The sequence below is a fragment of the Ancylobacter sp. genome (assembly GCF_965229075.1).
Taxonomy (GTDB): domain Bacteria; phylum Pseudomonadota; class Alphaproteobacteria; order Rhizobiales; family Xanthobacteraceae; genus Ancylobacter.
The window spans coordinates 1,118,492-1,139,882 of the sequence record NZ_CBDDIO010000002.1 but is presented as its reverse complement, the minus strand read 5'-3'; the positions used below and the strand labels follow the sequence as shown (position 1 = coordinate 1,139,882).

Annotated in this window: 23 protein-coding genes and 2 pseudogenes; 11 read left to right on the top strand and 14 right to left on the bottom strand. The window is 68.2% G+C overall.

Going from position 1 to position 21,391, the window contains the following annotated elements; genetic code table 11:
* The first annotated feature begins 8 nt into the window (after positions 1–8).
* The gene (locus ACO07Z_RS11380; protein ID WP_244379825.1) at positions 9–185 is read left to right on the top strand and encodes a DUF3096 domain-containing protein; all 177 of its coding nucleotides are present in this window, start codon (positions 9–11) and stop codon (positions 183–185) included.
* Positions 186–259: 74 nt separating this feature from the next.
* On the opposite strand, the gene ACO07Z_RS11375 is transcribed toward ACO07Z_RS11380, so the two are convergent.
* The gene (locus ACO07Z_RS11375; protein WP_421698828.1) at positions 260–658 is read right to left on the bottom strand and encodes a DoxX family protein; all 399 of its coding nucleotides are present in this window, start codon (positions 656–658) and stop codon (positions 260–262) included.
* Between the two features lie 292 nt (positions 659–950).
* On the opposite strand from ACO07Z_RS11375, the gene ppdK reads away from it, so the two are divergent.
* The 4 genes from ppdK (at position 951) to dapE (ending at position 6,735) form a co-directional block, all read left to right on the top strand.
* Positions 951–3,629 (top strand): pyruvate, phosphate dikinase, encoded by a 2,679-nt coding sequence (ppdK, locus tag ACO07Z_RS11370; RefSeq protein WP_421698827.1) that lies wholly within the window; start codon positions 951–953, stop codon positions 3,627–3,629.
* 109 nt (positions 3,630–3,738) lie between these two features.
* Positions 3,739–4,470 (top strand): pyrimidine 5'-nucleotidase, encoded by a 732-nt coding sequence (locus ACO07Z_RS11365; RefSeq protein ID WP_421698826.1) that lies wholly within the window; start codon positions 3,739–3,741, stop codon positions 4,468–4,470.
* Between the two features lie 65 nt (positions 4,471–4,535).
* A complete protein-coding gene (gene dapD / locus ACO07Z_RS11360; protein ID WP_244379819.1) occupies positions 4,536–5,378 on the top strand; it encodes a 2,3,4,5-tetrahydropyridine-2,6-dicarboxylate N-succinyltransferase in 843 nt (280 codons plus the stop codon).
* Positions 5,379–5,526: 148 nt separating this feature from the next.
* Positions 5,527–6,735, top strand: a complete 1,209-nt coding sequence (gene dapE, locus ACO07Z_RS11355; protein ID WP_421698825.1) for a succinyl-diaminopimelate desuccinylase — start codon at positions 5,527–5,529, stop codon at positions 6,733–6,735.
* Between the two features lie 31 nt (positions 6,736–6,766).
* Here dapE and ACO07Z_RS11350 read toward each other — a convergent pair whose 3' ends face one another.
* Positions 6,767–7,078: a hypothetical protein gene (locus tag ACO07Z_RS11350; protein WP_421698824.1), complete on the bottom strand. Its 312-nt coding sequence runs from the start codon at positions 7,076–7,078 to the stop codon at positions 6,767–6,769.
* A gap of 239 nt (positions 7,079–7,317) precedes the next feature.
* On the opposite strand from ACO07Z_RS11350, the gene ACO07Z_RS11345 reads away from it, so the two are divergent.
* The 3 genes from ACO07Z_RS11345 to ACO07Z_RS11335 all read left to right on the top strand — a co-directional run bounded on the left by ACO07Z_RS11345 (position 7,318) and on the right by ACO07Z_RS11335 (position 8,648).
* Positions 7,318–7,761: an NUDIX hydrolase gene (locus ACO07Z_RS11345; RefSeq protein WP_421698823.1), complete on the top strand. Its 444-nt coding sequence runs from the start codon at positions 7,318–7,320 to the stop codon at positions 7,759–7,761.
* A gap of 49 nt (positions 7,762–7,810) precedes the next feature.
* Positions 7,811–8,212, top strand: a complete 402-nt coding sequence (locus ACO07Z_RS11340) for a TIGR02301 family protein (RefSeq protein ID WP_421698822.1) — start codon at positions 7,811–7,813, stop codon at positions 8,210–8,212.
* A gap of 163 nt (positions 8,213–8,375) precedes the next feature.
* Positions 8,376–8,648, top strand: coding sequence for a hypothetical protein (locus ACO07Z_RS11335; protein ID WP_421698821.1), 273 nt, complete (start codon positions 8,376–8,378; stop codon positions 8,646–8,648).
* A 12-nt stretch (positions 8,649–8,660) separates the two neighbouring features.
* Here ACO07Z_RS11335 and ACO07Z_RS11330 read toward each other — a convergent pair whose 3' ends face one another.
* From ACO07Z_RS11330 to ACO07Z_RS11280, 11 genes and pseudogenes are all read right to left on the bottom strand, one after another.
* Positions 8,661–9,131 carry a GNAT family N-acetyltransferase gene (locus ACO07Z_RS11330; RefSeq protein ID WP_421698820.1) on the bottom strand — a complete coding sequence of 157 codons (471 nt, stop codon included), beginning with the start codon at positions 9,129–9,131 and terminating at the stop codon, positions 8,661–8,663.
* 96 nt (positions 9,132–9,227) lie between these two features.
* A complete protein-coding gene (gene rpsU / locus ACO07Z_RS11325) occupies positions 9,228–9,470 on the bottom strand; it encodes a 30S ribosomal protein S21 (RefSeq protein WP_421698819.1) in 243 nt (80 codons plus the stop codon).
* Between the two features lie 188 nt (positions 9,471–9,658).
* A pseudogene (locus ACO07Z_RS11320) lies at positions 9,659–9,928 on the bottom strand (DUF1330 domain-containing protein); the annotation flags it as partial.
* Positions 9,929–9,979: 51 nt separating this feature from the next.
* Positions 9,980–10,279 (bottom strand): annotated as a pseudogene (locus ACO07Z_RS11315) (DUF1330 domain-containing protein); the annotation flags it as partial.
* A 23-nt stretch (positions 10,280–10,302) separates the two neighbouring features.
* Positions 10,303–11,013 (bottom strand): orotidine-5'-phosphate decarboxylase, encoded by a 711-nt coding sequence (pyrF, locus tag ACO07Z_RS11310; protein WP_421698818.1) that lies wholly within the window; start codon positions 11,011–11,013, stop codon positions 10,303–10,305.
* Positions 11,014–11,061: 48 nt separating this feature from the next.
* Complete coding sequence (locus ACO07Z_RS11305; RefSeq protein WP_421698817.1) at positions 11,062–11,646, bottom strand: NADPH-dependent FMN reductase; 585 nt, start codon at positions 11,644–11,646, stop codon at positions 11,062–11,064.
* Positions 11,647–11,679: 33 nt separating this feature from the next.
* A complete protein-coding gene (locus ACO07Z_RS11300) occupies positions 11,680–12,315 on the bottom strand; it encodes a class I SAM-dependent methyltransferase (RefSeq protein WP_421698816.1) in 636 nt (211 codons plus the stop codon).
* 141 nt (positions 12,316–12,456) lie between these two features.
* Positions 12,457–13,605, bottom strand: a complete 1,149-nt coding sequence (gene dnaJ, locus ACO07Z_RS11295) for a molecular chaperone DnaJ (RefSeq protein ID WP_421698815.1) — start codon at positions 13,603–13,605, stop codon at positions 12,457–12,459.
* Between the two features lie 211 nt (positions 13,606–13,816).
* Complete coding sequence (gene dnaK, locus ACO07Z_RS11290; RefSeq protein WP_244379808.1) at positions 13,817–15,712, bottom strand: molecular chaperone DnaK; 1,896 nt, start codon at positions 15,710–15,712, stop codon at positions 13,817–13,819.
* A gap of 231 nt (positions 15,713–15,943) precedes the next feature.
* On the bottom strand, positions 15,944–16,885 hold the full coding sequence (locus ACO07Z_RS11285; RefSeq protein WP_421698814.1) for a sugar phosphate isomerase/epimerase family protein: 942 nt from the start codon (positions 16,883–16,885) through the stop codon (positions 15,944–15,946).
* Positions 16,886–17,043: 158 nt separating this feature from the next.
* Positions 17,044–17,442, bottom strand: a complete 399-nt coding sequence (locus tag ACO07Z_RS11280; RefSeq protein WP_421698813.1) for a VOC family protein — start codon at positions 17,440–17,442, stop codon at positions 17,044–17,046.
* A gap of 182 nt (positions 17,443–17,624) precedes the next feature.
* On the opposite strand from ACO07Z_RS11280, the gene ACO07Z_RS11275 reads away from it, so the two are divergent.
* The 3 genes from ACO07Z_RS11275 to ACO07Z_RS11265 are packed head-to-tail and all read left to right on the top strand — an operon-like array spanning position 17,625 to position 20,322.
* A complete protein-coding gene (locus tag ACO07Z_RS11275; protein WP_421698812.1) occupies positions 17,625–18,314 on the top strand; it encodes a glutathione S-transferase family protein in 690 nt (229 codons plus the stop codon).
* Positions 18,290–19,465, top strand: coding sequence for a tRNA epoxyqueuosine(34) reductase QueG (gene queG / locus ACO07Z_RS11270; protein ID WP_421698811.1), 1,176 nt, complete (start codon positions 18,290–18,292; stop codon positions 19,463–19,465). Before ACO07Z_RS11275 ends, queG begins: the two co-directional genes overlap by 25 nt.
* Positions 19,462–20,322: an NAD-dependent epimerase/dehydratase family protein gene (locus ACO07Z_RS11265; protein ID WP_421698810.1), complete on the top strand. Its 861-nt coding sequence runs from the start codon at positions 19,462–19,464 to the stop codon at positions 20,320–20,322. Before queG ends, ACO07Z_RS11265 begins: the two co-directional genes overlap by 4 nt.
* Here the strand turns inward: ACO07Z_RS11265 and ACO07Z_RS11260 are convergent.
* Positions 20,271–21,020, bottom strand: a complete 750-nt coding sequence (locus tag ACO07Z_RS11260; RefSeq protein ID WP_421698809.1) for a TetR/AcrR family transcriptional regulator — start codon at positions 21,018–21,020, stop codon at positions 20,271–20,273. The genes ACO07Z_RS11265 and ACO07Z_RS11260 overlap by 52 nt on opposite strands.
* Between the last annotated feature and the right edge of the window lie 371 nt (positions 21,021–21,391).

Sequence of the window (21,391 nt, the reverse complement as noted above, 5' to 3'; positions counted from 1 at the left end):
AGTGTCCCATGGACATCAATATCGTCGCCATTCAGCCGATCGTCGCGCTCATCGCCGGCATCCTCATCCTCGTAATGCCGCGCCTGCTCAACTTCATCGTCGCGATCTATCTGATCTTCATCGGCATTGTTGGCCTGCTCGGCCCCGGTGGGGTCGACAATATCGGCCAGCGCCTCGGCCTGTGAGCCTCAAGCCTGTGAACCTCAGCCTGTGAACGCATGAGGCCCTGCCCGGAACGCCGGGCAGGGCAGACGGGCGTTCAGCCCCGCTCGCCGCCGCGCAGCGCGTCGACGCTCCACGGGCCGGGGCCGGCGAAGGTGAGGTAGAAGAACACGAAGCTGTACAGCGCCGCCAGTTCGCCGCCATTGAGGATCGGGAAGAAGCTCTGCGGCGCGTGGACGAGGAAATAGGCCACCGCCGTCATGCCCGAGAGGATGAAGGCGACCGGGCGCGAGAATAGCCCGATCAGCAGCAGCGCGCCGCCGACCAGCTCGATGATGCCGGCAATGCCGGGCAGGGCGGTGAGGCTGATGCCGCTCATCTGCGTCGCGGGAAAGCCGAGCACCTTGGTGGTGCCGTGCTGGAGCAGCAGCAGCGCCGCGGCGATGCGCAGCAGGCTGAGAACGTGCGGGGCCAGTCGCGTTAAAGTCGTATTCATGGAAGTCGCCCTCGGGGCTTGGGGTTGCCGGCGGGCGGAGCGTGCCTGAACTGCGGGCAGGCGGCAATCGCCGGCGCGCGAGACCTTTGGCGCATGGCACAAAGTTCATGACGCAACTGCGAATGATGGATTGAAGGGAAGACCTCAAGACGCTAGACCATTTGTGGGAAAAGGCGCGGGACCTTTTGCGGGGCCGGTCTCAACCCGTTGGCGTTGCGTATATTTCAGCCAGGGCTGAATTTCCATCACGGCGTCGGGCGCCTTTGCGGCCCCACCCAACAGGGCATCCGAAATGACGAAATGGGTCTACACCTTCGGCGACGGGACGGCAGAGGGTGCGGCGGAGATGCGCAATCTGCTCGGCGGCAAGGGCGCGAACCTCGCGGAAATGTCGAATCTCGGCCTGCCGGTGCCTCCCGGCTTCACCATCTCGACCGAGGTGTGCACCTATTACTACGCCAACGGCAACGTCTATCCCGACAGCCTGAAGGGGGATGTCGACGCCGCGCTGGCCCATGTCGGGCAGCTTGCCGGCCGCACCTTCGGCGATCCCGCCAACCCGCTGCTCGTCTCCGTGCGCTCGGGCGCGCGTGCCTCCATGCCCGGCATGATGGACACGGTGCTCAATCTCGGGCTGAACGACGTGACCGTCGAGGCGTTGGCCGCCTCCTCCGGCGATGCGCGCTTCGCCTATGACAGCTACCGCCGCTTCATCCAGATGTACTCGAACGTGGTGCTGGACTTCCCGCACCATCATTTCGAGGAGGTGCTGGACGGCTTCAAGGGCGACCATGGCTACAGCCTCGATACCGATCTGTCGGCCGACGACTGGAAGGAAATCGTCTCCCGCTACAAGGCGCTGGTGGCGCATGAGCTGGGCAAGCCCTTCCCGCAGGACCCGCACGACCAGCTCTGGGGCGCCATCGGCGCCGTGTTCGGCTCGTGGATGAACCAGCGCGCCATCGTCTATCGCCGCCTGCACCAGATCCCCGAGAGCTGGGGTACGGCGGTGAACGTGCAGGCCATGGTGTTCGGCAATATGGGCGAGACCTCGGCCACCGGCGTCGCCTTCACCCGCAACCCCTCCACCGGCGAGAACGCGCTCTACGGCGAGTTCCTCATCAACGCCCAGGGCGAAGATGTGGTGGCCGGCATCCGCACGCCGCAGAACATCACCGAGGCCGCGCGCATCGGCGCCGGTTCCGACAGGCCCTCCATGGAGAAGGCGCTGCCGGAGGTCTATACCGAGTTTGTCCGCATCGCCGGCGTGCTCGAAGGCCATTACCGCGACATGCAGGACCTCGAATTCACCGTCGAGCGCGGCAAGCTGTGGATGCTGCAGACCCGCTCCGGCAAGCGCACCGCCAAGGCCTCGCTGCGCATCGCAGTGGAACTCGCCCATGACGGCGTCATCACCCGCGAGGAGGCGATCGGCCGGGTCGATCCGGCCGCGCTCGACCAGCTGCTGCACCCGATGCTCGACCCCAAGGCCGACAAGAAGGTGATCGGTTCGGGCCTGCCGGCCTCGCCCGGCGCCGCTTCGGGCGAGATCGTGTTCTCGGCCGACGAGGCGGAGCTTTTGAAGACCCAAGGCCGCAAGGTCATTCTGGTGCGCATCGAAACCTCGCCGGAAGACATTCACGGCATGCACGCGGCCCAGGGCATTCTCACCACGCGCGGCGGCATGACCTCGCACGCCGCCGTGGTGGCGCGCGGCATGGGCAAGCCCTGCGTCTGCGGCGCCGGCACCATCCGTGTCGATTATGCCGCCGGGACCCTCACCTCGGGCGGGGTGACGCTGAAGAAGGGCGACATCCTCACCATTGACGGCGGCACCGGCCAGGTGATCGCCGGCGCGGTGCCGACGCTGCAGCCGGAACTCTCCGGCGAGTTCGCCACGCTGATGGGCTGGGCCGACGGCGTGCGCCGCCTGAAGGTGCGCGCCAATGCCGAGACCCCGCTGGACGCCCGCACCGCGAAGAATTTCGGCGCCGAGGGCATCGGCCTCTCGCGCACCGAGCACATGTTCTTCGAGGGCGACCGCATTCGCTCCGTGCGCGAGATGATCCTCGCCGACGACGAGAAGGGCCGCCGCGCCGCGCTGGCCAAGCTGCTCGCCGCCCAACGCTCGGACTTCCAGGAACTGTTCGAGATCATGGACGGGCTGCCGGTCACCATCCGTCTGCTCGACCCGCCGCTGCACGAATTCCTGCCCCACACCGAGGCTGATATCGCCGAGGTGGCGCAGGGGCTCGGGGTGAGCGCGGCCAAGCTCGCCGCCCGCAAGCGCGAGTTCGACGAGTTCAACCCGATGCTCGGCTTCCGTGGCTGCCGCCTCGCCATCGCCTTCCCGGAAATCGCCGAAATGCAGGCGCGCGCCATCTTCGAGGCGGCGGTGGCGGCGCAGAAGACCACGGGCAAGCCGGTGGTGCCGGAAATCATGGTGCCGCTCATCACCGGCAAGCGCGAGTTCGACCTCGTCAAGCACGACATCGACACGGTGGCCAAGCGCGTGGAGGCGGAAACCGGTGTGACGCTGGAATATCAGGTCGGCACCATGATAGAGCTGCCGCGCGCGGCGCTGAAGGCCGGCGAGATCGCGGAGACGGCGGAGTTCTTCTCCTACGGCACCAATGACCTGACCCAGACCACCTATGGCATCTCGCGCGACGATGCCGGCACGTTCCTCGGCACCTATATCGCCAAGGGCATTTTCGAGGTGGACCCCTTTGTGTCCATCGACACCGAGGGCGTGGGCGAACTGGTGAAGATCGCCACCGAGCGCGGCCGCGCGGTACGCCCGAAGCTCAAGCTCGGCATTTGCGGCGAGCATGGCGGCGACCCCGCCTCGGTCGCCTTCTGCGAGGAAGTGGGTCTCGACTATGTGTCCTGCTCGCCCTTCCGCGTGCCGATCGCCCGTCTCGCCGCCGCCCAGGCCGCGCTGAAGACCAAGGCCGCCAGCCAGGCGTGACATGATCGGGGCGGCGCCTGCCGCCCCGCTTCTCCCCAGCGGGGTCTCCATTATCCCACGCTGCCGGCACGGGCATGACGGCCGGGGCCGTTTCGGCTAGAACAGCCGCATGTCCGCTTCCCTGTCTTCCCCCTCCGCGCTCACTGCCGCCCCTGTCGACTTCTCCCATGTCGACACTTGGGTGTTCGATCTCGACAACACGCTCTATCCGCCCGGGCTCGACCTGTGGCGGCAGATCGACATGAAGATGCGCGCCTATATCGCGAACTTCCTCGGCCTGACGCTGGACGAGGCCTTCGCGCTGCAGAAGGGCTATTACCGGAAATACGGTACCTCGCTGCGCGGCCTGATGATCGAGCACGCGATGGACCCGGACGCCTTCCTCGCCCATGTCCACGCCATCGACCTCACCAGCCTGGAGGCCGCCCCGGCGCTCGGGGAGGCGCTCGGCGCGCTGCCGGGGCGCAAGCTGGTCTACACCAATGGCTCGCGCGGCCATGCCGAGCAGATCCTGGCCAAGCTCGGCATTTCCGAGCATTTCGCCGATGTGCACGACATCGTTTCCTCGGAATTTCACCCCAAGCCGCACGAGGTCGCCTATCGCGGCTTCCTCTCTCGCTTCGATGTGGACCCAAGCCGCGCCGCCATGTTCGAGGACCTCGCGCGGAACCTGGAAGTGCCGGCGCAGCTCGGCATGCGCACCGTGCTGGTGGTGCCGCCGGGCCTCGCGGTGAACCCCGCCGACCGTGAGGCATGGGAACATGAGGGCCGCGACGGCGACCATATCGACGTGGTGACCGACGACCTGACCGCGTTCCTGAACGGCCTGCGGAGCGCCTGAGACGACTCGGCCGTTGACAGAAGCGCCGCGCGACCGGACAAGACCCGCGAACAGCGGAGAATGACATGTCGAGCCAGCTTCAGAGCATCATCGAAACCGCCTTCGACAACCGGGCGGAGGTCAATTTCGAGACCGGCGGCGAGATCCGCCACGCGGTGAACGAGGCGCTGGCGCTGCTCGATGCCGGCAAGGCGCGCGTGGCCGAACCGGGCGCCGACGGCAACTGGACCGTCAATCAGTGGCTCAAGAAGGCGGTGCTGCTCTCCTTCCGCCTCAACGACATGACCGCCATTCCCGGCGCCCCCGGCGGCGCGCATTGGTGGGACAAGGTGCCCTCCAAGTTCGAGGGCTGGGGCGAGGGCGAGTTCCGCGCCGCGGGTTTCCGCGCCGTGCCGGGCGCCATCGTCCGCCGCTCCGCCTTCATTGCCCCGAATGTCGTGCTGATGCCGTCCTTCGTGAATCTCGGCGCCCGCGTCGATTCCGGCTCCATGGTCGACACCTGGGCGACCGTCGGTTCCTGCGCGCAGATCGGCAAGAATGTGCATCTCTCCGGCGGCGTCGGCATTGGCGGCGTGCTGGAGCCGCTGCAGGCCGGCCCGGTCATCATCGAGGATGACTGCTTCATCGGCGCCCGTTCGGAAGTGGTGGAAGGCGTCATCGTCCGCCGCGGCTCGGTGCTGTCCATGGGCGTGTTCATCTCCGCCACCACCAAGATCGTCGACCGCGCCACCGGCGAGATCTTCGTCGGCGAGGTGCCGGCCTATTCCGTGGTGGTGCCCGGCGCGCTGCCCGGCAAGCCGCTCCCCAATGGACAGCCCGGCCCGTCGCTTTATTGCGCGGTCATCGTCAAGCGCGTGGACGAGCAGACCCGCTCCAAGACCTCGATCAACGACCTGCTGCGCGACTGAGCGCCGGTTCCTCACGCTCCCGCTTGACCGTCATCCCGGCCGAAGCGTAGCGAAAAGCCGGGATCGCGCGCGGTAGCCGGGGCATGCCGTCGGTACGCGATCCCGGATCGGCCTGTGGCCGTCCGGGATGACGATGAGAGGAACCTGCATGACCGCCACCGCACCCTCCCAGCCGCCTGCCGACCCGATCGACATCCTGCGCACGCTGATCCGCTGCCCGTCGGTGACCCCGGCGGAAGGCGGGGCGCTGGCCTATCTCGACGCGCTGCTCTCCAATGCCGGCTTTGCCACCCACCGGGTGACGCTGACCAGCCCGGACACGCCGGATGTGGAAAATCTCTACGCCCGCTTCGGCACGCGCGGCCCCAACCTCTGCTTTGCAGGCCACACCGACGTGGTCCCGCCCGGCGATGCGGCGCAGTGGCGCTTTCCCCCCTTCGAGGGCGCGATCCATGAGGGCGTCATCTATGGGCGCGGCGCCGTCGACATGAAGGGAGGCGTGGCCGCCTTCATCGCCGCCGGGCTCGATTTCGCCGGCGCCTATGGCCATGACCCCGACCACGCGGAGCTGCCGGGCTCGATCTCCTTCCTCCTCACCGGCGACGAGGAAGGCCCCGCGATCAACGGTACGGAGAAGCTGCTGCGCTGGCTCGCCGACCGCGACGAGCGCATCGACCATTGTGTGCTCGGCGAGCCGACCTCGCGGGTGGAACTCGGCGACATGGTGAAGATCGGCCGGCGCGGCTCGCTTTCCGCCACGCTGACCGTGCTGGGCAAGCAGGGCCATGTCGGCTACCCCCATCTCGCCGAGAACCCGATCCCCGGCATGGTGAAGCTGCTCACCGCGCTGACCACCGAGCCGCTCGATGGCGGCAACGCGCATTTTCAGGCCTCGAACCTGGAAATCGTCTCGGTTGATGTCGGCAATCCCGCCTTCAACGTCATTCCCGCCGAGGCGCGCGCTCGCTTCAACATCCGCTTCAACGATTTGTGGACGCCGGAAACCCTGGCCGCCGAGATCGAGCGGCAGGTGCGGGCGGCGGCGGGCAACGAGGTGCGCTACGCCCTCGCCTTCGAGCCGCGCTCTTCCGACAGCTTCCTCACCGCGCCGGGCGAATTCGTCGATCTCGTCGTGGAGGCGATCGCGCGGACCACGGGGCGGCGGCCGGAACTCTCAACGACAGGCGGCACTTCGGATGCGCGCTTCATCAAGGATTTCTGCCCGGTGATCGAATTCGGGTTGGTCGGCACCTCGATGCACGCGGTGGACGAGGCGACGCCGGTCGAGGAGGTGGCGGCGCTCACCCGTGTCTTCGCGGAGGTGATTGCCCGCTATTTCGCCGCACGCGGGCGCTGAGTGGTGGCGGCGTGCGCGTCTGCTGCGCCGCCTATTTGCTCTTGAGCCCCGGCGTCAGCGCGTCGACCCGGCCGCTGCTGTTGACCTTGGTGTCATAGAAATCGGCCTGCACGCTGCCGGTGATCTTCACGCAGGTGGAAGAGCCGGCCAGCCGGGTGAAGCCGGCGCCATAGGAGGCGCAGAGCGGGTCGGTCTTCGGGTCCGCCGCGGTAGGCTTGGCGCCGGGTGCGGCGGTCTGCGCCGCTGCCGGCAGGCTAGCCAGAAGCATCGCCCCGGCGAGAAGCAGGGCACCCGCGCCGAAATGTCCTGCATGCGCGCCGCGCTGGCCCGTCCCGCTCATCATGTCTCCCCTCCGTCCACTGCCTCGCAACTTCGGCCGCGATTGCGGCTCCTTTCGGGCGCGCGCCCTCGGGAAGGCGGGCAAAACCGGCTAGAGCCTGATCCGATCAGGTTGAACCAACCTGATCGGTGAATCAGTCTCTAAAATATTGATAGAGAACGTTTTACCGATCTGATCGCGATGCAATCAGATCGGAACGTGCTCTAGGATGAGCCGCGATTCCCCTGGCCGGAGGCCCGCTTATGACTGTTCCGATCCGTCCCGTGCTTGCCGCGAGCGCCGCCGTCTTTCGTGACGGGCGTGTGCTGCTGGCGCGGCGTGGCAACGCGCCGGCAAAGGGGCTGTGGACGCTGCCCGGCGGGCGGGTGGAGCCCGGCGAGACGCTGGCGGAAGCCGCCGCGCGCGAGGTGATGGAAGAGGTGGGCGTCGCCTGCGAGGTGCTCGGCGTCGCCGGCGCGCTCGATATCCTCCCGCGTGATGCGGCAGGCACGCTGACCGCCCATTTCGTCGTCGTCAGCCACGCCGCGCGCTGGGTGGCGGGCGAGCCCTCGACCGGGCCGGAGGCGGCGGAAGTCGGCTGGTTCCTGCCCGCCGCCCTTCCCACGGAAACCACCGCAGGGCTGGCCGGCATCGTCGAGGCGGCTTTTCTGCTGGCGCAGGCGGATGGTGTGCCGGAGGCGCAATAGCGGCGCCGGGGCTCTTGACGCCCGCGCGGCGGCGGCGCATCCCAGCCTCATGCGACGCACCGCGCCCGGTTCCCTCCTGCTCGCCCTGCTGGCGTGCTTCACCTTCGCCCCGCTGCCGGCGGCGGCGCAGGCGACGCAGGGCGGCGCGCCGCCCTATGAGGCGGACCTGATGCATCTCGCGGAAATCCTCGGCGCGCTGCATTATCTGCGCCCGCTCTGCGGCGCGGCGGAAACCGCGCGCTGGCGCGACGAGATGCAGGGCCTGCTCGATGTGGAGGCGCCGTCCGGCGACCGGCGGGGCCAGCTCACCGCCGCCTTCAACAATGGCTATGAAAGCTATCGCCAGGTCTATCGCAGCTGCACGCCCTCGGCGGAGCTTGCCAGCCAGCGCTATCTCGAGACCGGCGCCAAGCTCGCCCGCGACGTGGCGACGCGCTACGGCAGCAATTGAGCGGAACACCGCCCCAGCCGTACGATTATGTCACAGCTGTCGCTTTTATGCCGCGGCAAATTAACCGTCCTTCAATTCTTGGGCGGACGTGCCGGCACGGCATGCTAAGGTTCGGGCGTTGCGTGCCCCGCGGGGCGGAAGACCGGCACGCGGAGGATTTGGTTTGTCTCAGCATCCTGAAACGCTCGACATCGACGACAAGGCCGACCAGGCCCATGAGGATGAGCGCCATGCCGCGCTCGCCTATCTCGATGAGGCGTGGAACGAAGCCGTCTATGACGGGCTGGACGAGGATTGTCTGGCGCAGGCGGCGCTGTTCACCGCCATTCGTTCCATGGTCGCCACCTATGGCGAGGAAGCCGCCGCCGGCTTTGCCGAGCGTCTGGCCGAGCGCATCCGCGCCGGGGAGTACACGATCCCCTTTAACCGCCAGTAGGCGGCGGCGCCTTCAGCTGCGCGACCGGGCGAAAATCTCCAGCCCGTCGACATCGGATTCCACCGGCGCCCAGCCCCGCGCCGCATAATAGGGCGCCAGCGCCGTCTCCGCCGCGAGATAGGCGCGCGGATGGCCGGCGGCGAAGGCTGCTTCCGTTGCCCGCGCCATCAGCGCCACCGCTATGCCCTGCCGGCGGACCTCCGGTTCCACCCACAGCGCCGCCACCCAGGGCGTCAGCAAAGGCCGCTCCTCGACATCGCAGGCGATCAGCGCGGCGCAGCCGAGAAAGCGGTCGCCCTCATGGGCGACGAAGGTGGAGGGCACCGGGTCCGGGCCGAAGCTCTCGTCCAGCCGGGCACGCAGGTCGGTGAGCGCCACGCCCTTGTCCTTCCACCAGGCGCGCCAGACGCGATCAGCGACGACGGACGCGAAGGCCGGCACCGCGCGCAGGTCCGAGAGGGTGGTCGGCACAGGGTTACTCAAAACGCGGAATCTCCAACGCAAAAAGCGCGGCGACAGAAGTCACCGCGCTCGGGATGCGCTCAAAACGGGCGTCCCGCGAGGGGACGCCGCGTCGTCTCAGCGCGGGCCGCCGGGAACGATCTTGGGCTTGGAGGGCAGCAGGCCTTCGCGCTGGGCGCGCTTGCGGGCCAGCTTGCGCGCGCGGCGGACGGCCTCGGCCTCCTCGCGGGCGCGCTTTTCGGACGGCTTCTCGTAGTGCCCGCGCAGCTTCATCTCGCGGAAAATGCCCTCGCGCTGCATCTTCTTCTTCAGCGCCTTCAGGGCCTGGTCGACGTTGTTGTCCCGAACGAGAACCTGCACGTGTCTTCCTCTTTCGTGCTTCGCGTGTCGCGCATCGTTGAATTCTGGCGATTGACGCGGGTGTTCCGGAGCTCCGGGACGACGGGCAGCCAATCAGGGTGAGGGCACATAGCAGGACTCACCCGCCTTGTCCACCGGTGCGCGGCGCGGGGCGCGACAAAGCCGCGTGAGGTCTTGAGGCGCCGTTCTCAAACCCCGGCGATGGCGATCACTTCCGCCACTGCCGCCTTGCTGCGGAAGGCGAGGGCGGCCTGATATTCCGGCGAGTGATAGCAGGCGAGCGCGGTGGCAAGATCCTTGAACGCGACCAGCACATTGCGCGAGCGCGCCGTGCCGTGCACCCCTTCATGCCGGCCGCCGCGCACGACGAACCAGCCCTCATATTTGGCGATGGCGACCGCGTCGGCGGCGACATAGGATTTGTAGGTCTCCATGTCGTGCACGTCGATCCGCATCACCCAATAGCCGGTGCCGGGTCCGTCCGCCGGGCCGTCGATCGTCGCGGACGCCGGCTGGTCGCCTGTATAGCCCTCGATGATAAGGTGATCGCCGTCCGAGGAGGCGACGCGGTGGGTATAAGCGGCCTGGTATTCCGGCGAATGGAAGCAGGCGAGCGCGGTGTCGTAATCCTTGAACTCCACCACGACATTGCGCGACAGGGCGGTGCCTTCCAGCGCTTCGGGCGTGCCGCCGCGCACCAGGAAGCGCCCGCCAAAGGCGGCGATCGCCGGCTCCGCGCCCTGCAGATAGGGCTTGTAGCCCTCCGTATCGTGCACATCGAGGCGGCTGATCCAGTAGCCCTTGGCCATGGGGTCGGTCCTTCTGCGTCGGTTCAGGAAAGCGCGCGGGCGATCTCGGCCTGCACCGCGCGGGCGGCGGCGGCGGGATCGGGCGAGGCGACGATGGGGCGCCCGACCACGAGATGATCGGCCCCGGCGCGGATGGCGGCAAAGGGCGTGGCGATGCGCTTCTGATCGCCGACATCGCTGCCGTCCGGGCGCACGCCGGGGGTGACGATGGCGCCCTTGGCCCCCAGCGCCGCGCGCACGGAAGCGGCGTCGGTCGGCGCGCAGACGATACCGTCAATTCCGATCTCGCGCGCCTGCGCCACCCGGCGGGCGACCGTCTCGGCGACGCCGGCGCCATAGCCGGCCTCATTGAGGTCAGCCTCGTCATAGGAGGTGAGCACGGTGACGGCGAGGATGCGCAGCGGGCTGGCGCCCTTGCCTTCCATCGCCGCGCGCATGGTCTGGGGGTAGGCATGCACGGTGGCGAAGCTGGCGCCGAGCGCGGCGAGGCTGGCGACCCCGCGCGCCACCGTGTTGCCGATATCGTGCAGCTTGAAGTCGATGAACACTTTGCGCCCGTCGGCGATCAATTCGCGCGCGAGGCCGAGCCCGCCGGCGAAGCCGAGCTCATAGCCGATCTTGTAGAAATTCACGCTGTCGCCGAGCCGGGAAATCACACTTTCCGCCGCCCCGACCGAGGGCAGGTCGAGCGCGACGATGAGCCGGTCGCGCGGATCGGGAACAGGGGCGTGCATGCAGACGGTCTCCGCGCTCGCGCCTTCCGGGGGAAGACGCCGTCTCGTTCAGGCGCGCAGACCCGCCCGCAGCGCCGCCTGCTCGATAAGCGCTGTCATCACCGCGCGCAACCTTTCGCGCGCCTTCTCGTCGGTGAAGTCGCCGCGCGCGTCGAAGGCGTGGGAGGCGCCGGCCACCATCACCTGCTCGGCGAGCACGAGGCAGCCGAGGCCGAGCGCCAGCGTCTGGCGCAGCATCATGGAGGCGCGGTAGCCGCCGAGCCCGCCGGGGGAGGAGGAGCCGATGGCATAGACCGGGCCCTTGAACGCGTCACCCTCGCCGCCGCGCACACGGCTGGCCCAGTCGAGCGCGTTCTTCAGCAGCGGCGGCAGGCCTGCATTGTATTCCGGCGTGGCGATGAACACGCCATCGGCTCGGGCAAGCTGGTCGCGCAGCTGCTTGGCCGCCGGCGGCACGCCCTCTGCGGCTTCGAGATCGCCGTCATAGATCGGCATCGGGTAGTCGGCGAGCGAGAGCAGCACCGGCTCGCATTCCATCTGCGCCAGTTCCTTGGCTGCCAGCGCGGCGAGGCTGGCGGAGAAGGAGCCGGTGCGGATGGAGCCGGCGAAAGTGAGGATACGCGGCGGGCGCATGAAGAACCTCCCGTGGTGGCGGCGCTTCCGGCCTCACGCGCTGATGGCGGCAAGCTCCGGCGCGGCGGCCTCGCGCTTGGTGGAACGATACACCCAGACGCGCGCCGGCGGCAGGTTGGCCCAGATGCGCTGGCTGACATGGGCGTCGAACCGCTCCGGCGCCAGCGGCACCGGGGAGACGACGGCATAGGTGAACTGGATGAAGGGCGCCCGGGGCGCGCAAAGGCCGAAAGCCTGGTCCAGCAGCCCGTGGCGCTCCGGCGCCGGGCGGGTGAACAGCGGCAGGCTGGAAACCACCGCCGCCGCCGGACGGCCCAGCTGGCCGTCGAGCGTGCGGGCCATGTTGTAGGCGTCGCCCTGAATGACGGTGGCAGCGGGGAAGCGCAGCCGCAGCAGCTTGCAGAATTCCGGATTGTACTCGATCAGCACCAGCCGCTCCGGCGCCACGCCGCGGGCGATGAGCGCGGCCGTCACCGGGCCGGTGCCGGGCCCGAGTTCGATCACCGGGCCATCCTGCGCGGGGTCGACATAGTTCGCCATGGTGCGGGCCAGCGCCCGGCCCGAGGGCGACACCGCCCCGGTGCGGAGCGGATTCTGCAGCCAGGACTGGAGGAAGCGAACTTCGTCGGGGCGCTCTTTCGGCGAGGGGCAGGCAGAACGATGGAGCATGCGACTTCGATTCCGGTAAGCCGTGGCGGGAAGGCGCGGCACGCAGGTGCGAGCGGGGCGACAGAGGACCGAGGCCGACACTAAAGGCCGCAAGCCCTCCTGTTAAGGCCCCGCGATGACGCGCCGATTACGTTTTGCGGCTTAATCGGCGTCGCCGGCAAAGAAATCCTTCACCTTGGCAAAGAAGCCGCTGGATTCGGGATGGGTGTCCTTTGAACATTCGGTATCGAATTCGGCCAGAAGTTCACGCTGACGTCGCGTCAGGTTCTGTGGCGTTTCGACGACGACCTGCACATACATGTCGCCGCGCGTACGGCTACGAAGTACCGGCATGCCCTTGCCGGACAGGCGGAAGCGCTTGCCGGACTGGGTGCCCTCAGGGATTTTCACCTTGGTGGTTTCGCCATCGATGGTCGGCACCTCGCAGGTGCCCCCCAGCGCGGCGGTGACCATGGAGATCGGCGCGCGGCAGAACAGATCCGCCCCGTCGCGCTGGAAGAAATCGTGCGGCGCGAGCGAGAGGAAGATGTAGAGGTCGCCCGGCGGGCCGCCGCGCACACCGGCCTCGCCCTCATTGCCGAGGCGGATGCGGGTGCCGTCTTCCACGCCAGCGGGGATCGCCACTTCCAGCGTGCGCTCCTTGGTGGTGCGGCCGGCGCCGGCGCAGGCCGGGCATGGGTCCTCGATCACCTGGCCACGGCCCTGGCAGGTCGGGCAGGTGCGCTCAAGGGTGAAGAAGCCCTGCGCCTGGCGGATACGGCCGGAGCCGGAGCAGGTGCGGCAGGTGGTGGGCTGGGTGCCAGGCTTGGCGCCGCTGCCCGAGCAGCTCTCGCAGGTGATGGAGGTCGGCAGGCGGATGGTCGCATCCTTGCCGGCAAACGCCTCCTCCAGCGTGATTTCCATATTGTAGCGCAGGTCCGCGCCGCGCTCGCGCCCGCCGCGTCCGCCGCCACCCCCGCCGCCGCGCCGGCCACCGGACATGCCGAACAGATCGTCGAAAATATCGGAGAAGGTCGAGGCGAAGTCGGAGCCGAAGCCGGGGCCGCCCCCGCCGCCCATTCCGTTCTCGAACGCCTGATGGCCGAAGCGGTCATAGGCGGCGCGCTTCTGCGGGTCCTTCAGAACGTCATAGGCCTCGCTGATCTCCTTGAAGCGCAGCTCGGCGTCGCTGTTGCCGGGGTTCTTGTCCGGGTGCCATTTCATGGCGAGCTTGCGGTAGGAGCTTTTCAGCTCACCGTCGCTGCAGGTCCGGGTGACTTCGAGGAGTTCGTAATAGTCGCGTTTGGACATGGGTCGCTGTGCCGTCGCATCCTTGGCCGCCGCCGGCGCGTCCTGCGGCGGGCGGTTCGGGCCGCCATGCAGGAAGCTTGCCGGGAGGGGCCCGGGCGGTGCGCCTGCGTGAAGGGCTTAACGCCACCCGTGGCGGCGCGCCACCGGCGGCGCGGCCACGGAAAGAAATCCGCCCCCGGAACGAGGTCCGGGGGCGGCGCTCAGAGAGGGATCAGGCCGACTTCTTCTTGTCGTCGTCGACCTCGGTGAACTCGGCGTCCACCACATCGTCCTTCGGCGCCTCGGCGCTGCCGGCATCGCCCTGCTGCGAGGCATACATGGCTTCGCCCAGCTTGAGGGAGGCCTGCGCCAGCGTGTTGGTCTTGGCGGCGATGGCCTCGCCGTCATTGCCTTCCATCGCCGATTTGAGATCGGCCAGCGCCGTCTCGATCGCCGCCTTCTCCGCCGCGCCGACCTTGTCGCCATATTCGGCCAGCGACTTCTCGGTCGAGTGGATCAGCGCCTCGGCGTGGTTCTTCGCCTCGACGGCCGCGCGCCGCTTCTTGTCTTCCTCGGCATGCGCCTCGGCGTCCTTCACCATCTTGTCGATGTCGGCGTCCGAGAGGCCGCCCGAGGCCTGGATGCGGATCTGCTGTTCCTTGCCGGTGCCCTTGTCCTTGGCCGAGACATTGACCAGGCCGTTGGCGTCGATGTCGAAGGCGACTTCCACCTGCGGCACGCCGCGGGGCGCCGGGGGAATGCCGACGAGATCGAACTGGCCGAGCAGCTTGTTGTCCGCCGCCATTTCGCGCTCGCCCTGGAACACGCGGATGGTCACCGCGGTCTGGCCGTCCTCGGCGGTGGAGAACACCTGGCTCTTCTTCGTCGGGATGGTGGTGTTGCGGTCGATCAGGCGCGTGAACACGCCGCCCAGCGTCTCGATGCCGAGCGAGAGCGGGGTCACGTCGAGCAGCAGCACGTCCTTCACGTCGCCCTGCAGCACGCCCGCCTGGATCGCGGCGCCGATGGCGACCACTTCATCCGGGTTGACGCCCTTGTGGGGCTCCTTGCCGAAGAACTGCTTCACCATCTCCTGCACCTTGGGCATGCGGGTCATGCCGCCGACGAGCACGACCTCGTCGATCTGCCCGGCGGTGAGGCCGGCATCCTTGAGCGCCTTCTTGCAGGGCTCCATGGTGCGCTGGATCAGGTCGTCCACCAGCGCCTCGAACTTGGCGCGGGTGAGCTTCATGGTCAGGTGCTTCGGGCCCGAGGCATCCGCCGTGATGAAGGGCAGGTTGATCTCGGTCTGCGAGGCGCTCGACAGCTCGATCTTGGCCTTTTCGGCGGCTTCCTTCAGCCGCTGCAGGGCGAGCTTGTCGTTGCGCAGGTCGATGCCCTGCTCCTTCTTGAACTCGTCGGCGAGATAGGTGACGAGGCGCATGTCGAAGTCTTCGCCGCCCAGGAACGTGTCACCGTTCGTGGACTTCACCTCGAACACGCCGTCGCCGATCTCCAGCACGGACACGTCGAACGTGCCGCCGCCGAGGTCATAGACCGCGATCGTGCCGGCCGACTTCTTGTCGAGGCCATAGGCGAGCGCGGCGGCGGTGGGCTCGTTGATGATGCGCAGCACTTCGAGGCCGGCGATGCGGCCGGCATCCTTGGTGGCCTGGCGCTGGGCGTCGTTGAAATAGGCCGGGACGGTGATGACCGCCTTGTCGACCTTGGCGCCGAGATAGGCCTCGGCCGTCTCCTTCATCTTCTGCAGGGTGAAGGCGGAGATCTGCGAGGGCGAATACTTCTTGCCGTCCGCTTCCAGCCACGCATCGCCATTGTCGGCGCGCACGATCTGGTAGGGGACGAGCTTCTTGTCCTTCTCGACCATCGGGTCTTCGTAGCGGCGGCCGATGAGGCGCTTCACCGCGAAGAAGGTGCGCTCGGGGTTCGTCACCGCCTGGCGCTTGGCCGGCTGGCCGACGAGGCGTTCGCCATCCTCGGTAAAGGCGACGATGGAGGGCGTGGTGCGCGCACCTTCCGCGTTCTCGATCACCTTCGGGGTCGAGCCTTCCATGACCGCGACGCAGCTATTGGTCGTGCCGAGATCGATGCCGATGACTTTAGACATGTGTTTCTCCTTCCGGCAGGCCGGCCGGACCTTCTTGAAGCACCCGGGGAGGTACGGTCAGATGTGCCGCGCCCCCGGACCGGCCCCCAAACAATCGGGTACGACGCTATCCGCGCCGTTCGGGGCCGATATAGGGGGCGGCTGTTTCCGCCGCAAGAAGCAGCGTGCGCGGAAAAGCTGCGCGCGGCGAAAGCCTCGCCCGGCAAAGGGATGGCGCGGGCGCGGGGGCGCTCACGCCGCCGGCGTTACCGCCGCCTGAAAGCGCCCGGCCAGCGCCCGCAGCACCGGCACTTGGTCGCTCAGTTCGCGCCAGTGGCGGGGGTTGAGTTCGAGAATGGCAACGGCGCCGGCCGGCGGGCGCACCATCTGCACCACCGCGTCCCAATCGATGCCGCCCCAGCCGATCGGCAGGTGCAGGTCGCCCTCTCCGAAGGCCACCGCCTCGGCCGGGTCGTAGTACCAGACATCGCCCGGCCGGCGTTCATTGGGGCGGCCGAAGGAATCGTGCAGGTGGAAATGCGCGATATGCGGCGCCAAAGCCGCCATCTCGGCGAGGGGGTCGAGCCGCGCATCGGTGCAGCGAATATAGGCGTGGCTCACATCCAGCGTCGCCTTGACCGCCGGATGGTCGATCGCCGCCAGCTCGCCGGCGAGCTTGGCCGGCGTCGCGGTTTCGCGCGCATGGATGAAGCGGAAAATGTTCTCCACGCACAGCGTCACCCCCTTCGCGGCCGCGAGGTCACCGGCGCGGGCGAGGGCGTCGCGCTGGCGGGAATAGGCGACTTCGATATCGTCGTCGGCATCGCGCACGAAGCCGGAATGCATGACGAGGTTCTGCGCGCCGATGGCGGCGGCGATCTCGATATGGGCGGCCAGCACCTCTTCATGGCGCGGCAGCCGCTCGGGCAGGTCCATCAGATTGACCGCGAGCGCGCCATGCACGCTGTAGCCGAGCCGCCGGCCCTCCAGCGCCCGCACGAGGTCTTTCAGCCGGTTGTCGAGGATGCGCCCGTTCACCACCAGGTGCCAGGCGTAGACGGGAAGTTCCACGAGATCGACGCCCAGCGCTTCCGCCTCGTCGAGCCCGGCTCCCACATCGTCGAATTCGGGGCTCCCTTCACGAAGGGAGAAGCCGCAGGCGCGAATGGCGGGAACCGGGATGTGAAACTGCATCGTGGCGATCTTCCCCTTGGGGCAGGCGTGAACGAAAATGGGCGGCGGCAAGGCGCCGGCCCGTTCATATTACGGCACATATATGGCACGGACGTAACGGATCGTCCGAATCATTTGAAGTTACGGTAGGTTAGCCAGCGCCGACGTCCGGCGGTCGGTTACATTTTCGGTGTCATCCAACCGGCAACCGCGCCTTGCGAATCGCAAACGATGGCGATGCGGCCGACCCCCGCCACGTCGAATGGGGGCCGCAGCAATCGGCCGCCAGCGGCCACGGCGCGCGCGCAGCGCGCATCGACATCGTCGACCGCGATATAAGGTAGCCAGTGCTCGGGAATGCCGTCGAATTCCGGCCCTTCCAGCGGGAAGATGCCGCCCACCTGCTTGTCGCCCAAGCGGATGATCCAGTAGTCCGGCCCGCCCTCGATCGGCATGGGCTCGAACGTCCACCCCATGGTCGCGGCATAGAACGCCTTGGCGGCGGGAACGTCGCGGCTGTTGAGTTCGTTCCAGATGAAGATGCCGTGCGGACGCCCGGTCTCCGCCGTCGTTTCCATGGTGCTTCTCCCTGCCCCGTTAACGCTTCGCACACCATAACCCGAAAAGCCCGGCCGGGTTCGTCGCCCGGCAGAGCCGCACCCGCCTTGTTCACGCCGCGATGGCTTGCGATGAGCCGCGATCCCTTCTAGACCGATTTCAGGCGCCGCCCGCCCACGGTCCGCGACAACCCTCCCGGAACATGCAGCTTTATCACCACCCCTTCTGCGCCCATTCGCGACTCGTGCGTCTCGCCCTCAGCGAGATGGGCATCGAGCCCGAACTGATCGAAGAGAGGGTGTGGGAGCGCCGTCCGGAATTCCTCATGCTCGACCCCGCCGGCGCGACGCCGGTGCTGGTGGAGGAGGACGGCTTCGTGGTGCCGGGCATCGACCCCATCACCGAATATCTCGACGAGACGCGCGGCAGCGCGCTCGGGGCCCGGCGGCTGCTGCCGGTGCATATTGGCGAGCGGGTGGAGGTGCGCCGGCTCGCCTCCTGGTTCAACCACAAATTCTTCGCCGAAGTCTCCGAGCCGCTGGTGCGCGAGAAGGTGTACAAGCGCTACACACCGCGCGAACTCGGCGGCGGCCCGCCGGATATGGCCACCATCCGCGCGGCGCGCTCCAATATCCGCTATCATCTGCAATATATCGGCTGGCTGCTGAAGGCGCGGAACTGGCTTGCCGGCGACCGCATGACCTATGCCGATCTCGCCGCCGCCGCGCATATTTCCAGCGTCGACTATCTCGGTGACGTGCCCTGGGACGAAGATGAGGGAGCGAAGATCTGGTACGCCCGCATCAAGTCGCGTCCGTCGTTCCGGCCCCTGCTGGCGCTGACCATGGCGGGCATGCCGCCGGCGCCGTGCTACGCGGATCTGGATTTCTGACGCCGCAGGCGACCAGAGACCACCTGTTCGCGCTCGCCCGCGCGGAAGGCTTCGACGCCATGGGCATCGCCGCTGCCGACTCCATCCCCCATGCCGGGCCGCGCCTCCAAGAGTGGATCACGGAGGGGGCGCATGGCGAGATGGCGTGGATGCCGGAGACCGCCGAGCGTCGCGCCGCCCCGGCCAATATGTGGCCGGAGGTCGCCTCGCTCTTGATGCTCGGGCTGAATTACGGGCCGGACGAGGACCCGCGCGCCATTCTTTCCGCCCGCACGCGCGGGGCGATTTCCGTCTATGCCCGCGGCGACGATTACCACGAGCTGATCAAGGGCAAGCTCAAGCGCATCGCCTCGCGCTTCGTGCCCCGCGCCGGGGCGCCGGGCACAGTCGCCGTCAAGGTGTTCGTCGACACCGCGCCGCTGATGGAAAAGCCGCTAGCGCAGGCGGCCGGCCTCGGGTGGCAGGGCAAGCACACCAATCTCGTCTCGCGCGACAAGGGTTCGTGGCTGTTCCTCGGCGCCATCGCCACCAATCTCGCGCTTCCCGTCGATGCACCGGAGGTCGACCATTGCGGCTCCTGCCGCGCCTGCCTCGACGCCTGCCCGACAAACGCCTTTCCCGCGCCCTACCGCATCGATGCGCGCCGCTGCATCTCCTATCTCACCATCGAGCTGAAGGGCGCCATCCCGCGCGAATTGCGGCCGCTGGTCGGCAACCGCATCTATGGCTGCGACGATTGCCTCGCCGCCTGCCCATGGAACAAATTCGCCGCGCTCGGCCGCGAGATGCGGCTCGCGGCACGAGAGGAGAACCGCGCCCCGGCGCTGGCCGAACTGGCGCGGCTTGACGATGCGGGCTTCCGGGCGCGCTTCTCCAAGAGCCCGGTCAAGCGCATCGGCCGCTCCCGCTTCCTGCGCAACGCGCTGGTGGCGATCGGCAATTCCGGCGATGGGACCCTCGCGCCCGAGGCCGAGCGTCATCTTGGCGATACCGATCCGGTGGTGCGCGGCGCGGCGGTGTGGGCGCTCGCCCGGCTGTTGCCGGCCGCCGCCTTCGCCGCCCTCAGCGCTGCCCATGCGGGTGAAACGGACGCCGAGGTGCGGGCGGAATGGCAACTGGCCTTGATCGATTCAGCGGGAGAGCACGCATGACCCAAACCCTGCTCTGTCTCGGGCATGGCTATTGCGCCCGGCGCTTCGTCGCCCTGCACGGCGCCTCGTTCGTCCGCCGCATCGGCACCAGCCGCACGGGCGAGCCCTCGCCAGGGATGGACATGCTGCGCTTCGACGGTGACGCCGCGCCGGCCCTGCTCGCCGCCGCTCGTGCGGCGGATGCGGTGCTGGTCTCCGCCGCGCCGGGGGAGGCGGGCGACCCGTTTCTCGGTCCGCTCGGCGAAGCGCTGGCAGAGGGGCAGGGGCCGCTGGTCTATCTCTCCACCATCGGCGTCTATGGCGATTCCGGCGGGGCGTGGATCGACGAGAGTGCCGCCACGGCCGCCGCCGCCCCGCGCGCGCGCCGCCGCATCGAGGCGGAGGCCGGCTGGCAGGCGCTCGGCCGCCGCGCGGGGCGCCCGGTGGCGGTGCTGCGGCTCGGCGGCATCTATGGTCCCGGCCGCAACGCGCTGATCGATGTGGCGGACGGTACCGCGCGCTGCATCGAGCGTGAGGGCCAGGTGTTCAACCGCATCCATGTCGATGACATCGCCGGCGCCATCGCCGCCGCCGTGGCGCAGCGCTTCGACGGGGTGGTGAATGTGGTGGACGACGAACCCTCGCCCTCCTGCGCGCCCGTGCGCCATGCCGCGCAGCTGCTCGGCGTCGAACCACCCGTGCCCGAGCGCTTCGAGGAGGCGTCCGCGCGCATGTCGCCGATGGCGCTGTCCTTCTGGGCCGATAACCGGCGGGTGCGCAATGAGCGGCTGCACGCCCTGCTGGGCGGGGCGCTGCGTTACCCGACCTATCGCGAGGGACTGTCGGCGCTGGCGGCGGCGCTGCCCGCCGGAGCGTAGGGCGCGAGGCGCGGGCCGGCGAAGGCGGCGAGGAACGACCCCACCATGTGGTTCACCACCTGAGCGGTGGCCGCCTCGTCCGGGCGGGAAGGGTCGCCGAACACCATCGGCATGATTAGTTTGCCCTGACAGCCCAGCACGAATTGCCACGCCGCCATCTCGACATCGGCGATGGCGAGGTCGCCCTGCGCCATCTTCGCCCGCAGCCAGCCGGACAGCCGCAGCACGCCGGCCTCCTGGCCGGCTTCGAGATAGGCACGGCCGATGGCCGGCAGCTTTTCCGCAACGCCGATCACCATCCGCACCGTGCGGATATGGGCGGGCTCAAGCATGGCCTCGATATAGCGGGAGGCGAGGGCGCGCAGCGCGGCTTCGGTGGGAGCATCGGGGTCGAGCTCGAAGCAGGCTTCCGCCGTGCGGCTGCATTCCTCCGTCACTAGCGCGGCGAACAAATCTTCCTTGGAGGTGAAATAGACGTAGAGCGTGCCCTTGGATACGCCGGCGACGCGGGCAATCTCGCCCATGCTGGCCCCGTCATAGCCGGAGGCGAGAAACACCTCGCGCGCGCCGCGCAGAATCTGCTCCCGCTTCGGCGCGGGGGGGGCGGATGGCGCCCCGCCAGCACCGGCCCCGACCGGCGTTCGGCCGGCGGCAGGCTGGGCACTCGTCTGGTGGGCGAAGTCCGGTAAAGCAGCCATGAACAATCAGTTCGGAGGAGCAATGAGGCGCGGTGTTTGCCATACTGTGCGCGGCATCGACCCGGGCAAGCAAGCAATCCTAACACCGGCGATTGGTTGAAATCCACAATTGACCGAACGGTTCGGTCCGATATTGATCTGCTGCGGCGAACCGCTTAAGGATCGACGCGCCAGCCGCGCTGGTCCGAAGGAACCCGCAAGCCTTTGGACATGTCAGTTCTGCTGGTAGAGGGAGGAGGAATCAACCGCCCCCAGAATCCTCCTCCCTCGCCTCGGACCTCTACCGCCCGCGCCGAGTCACATTCGTGTGTATGCACGCAATGCGCGGCCCAACATGGGGCCCTGACGCCGCCATGAGGGGGATCACACAG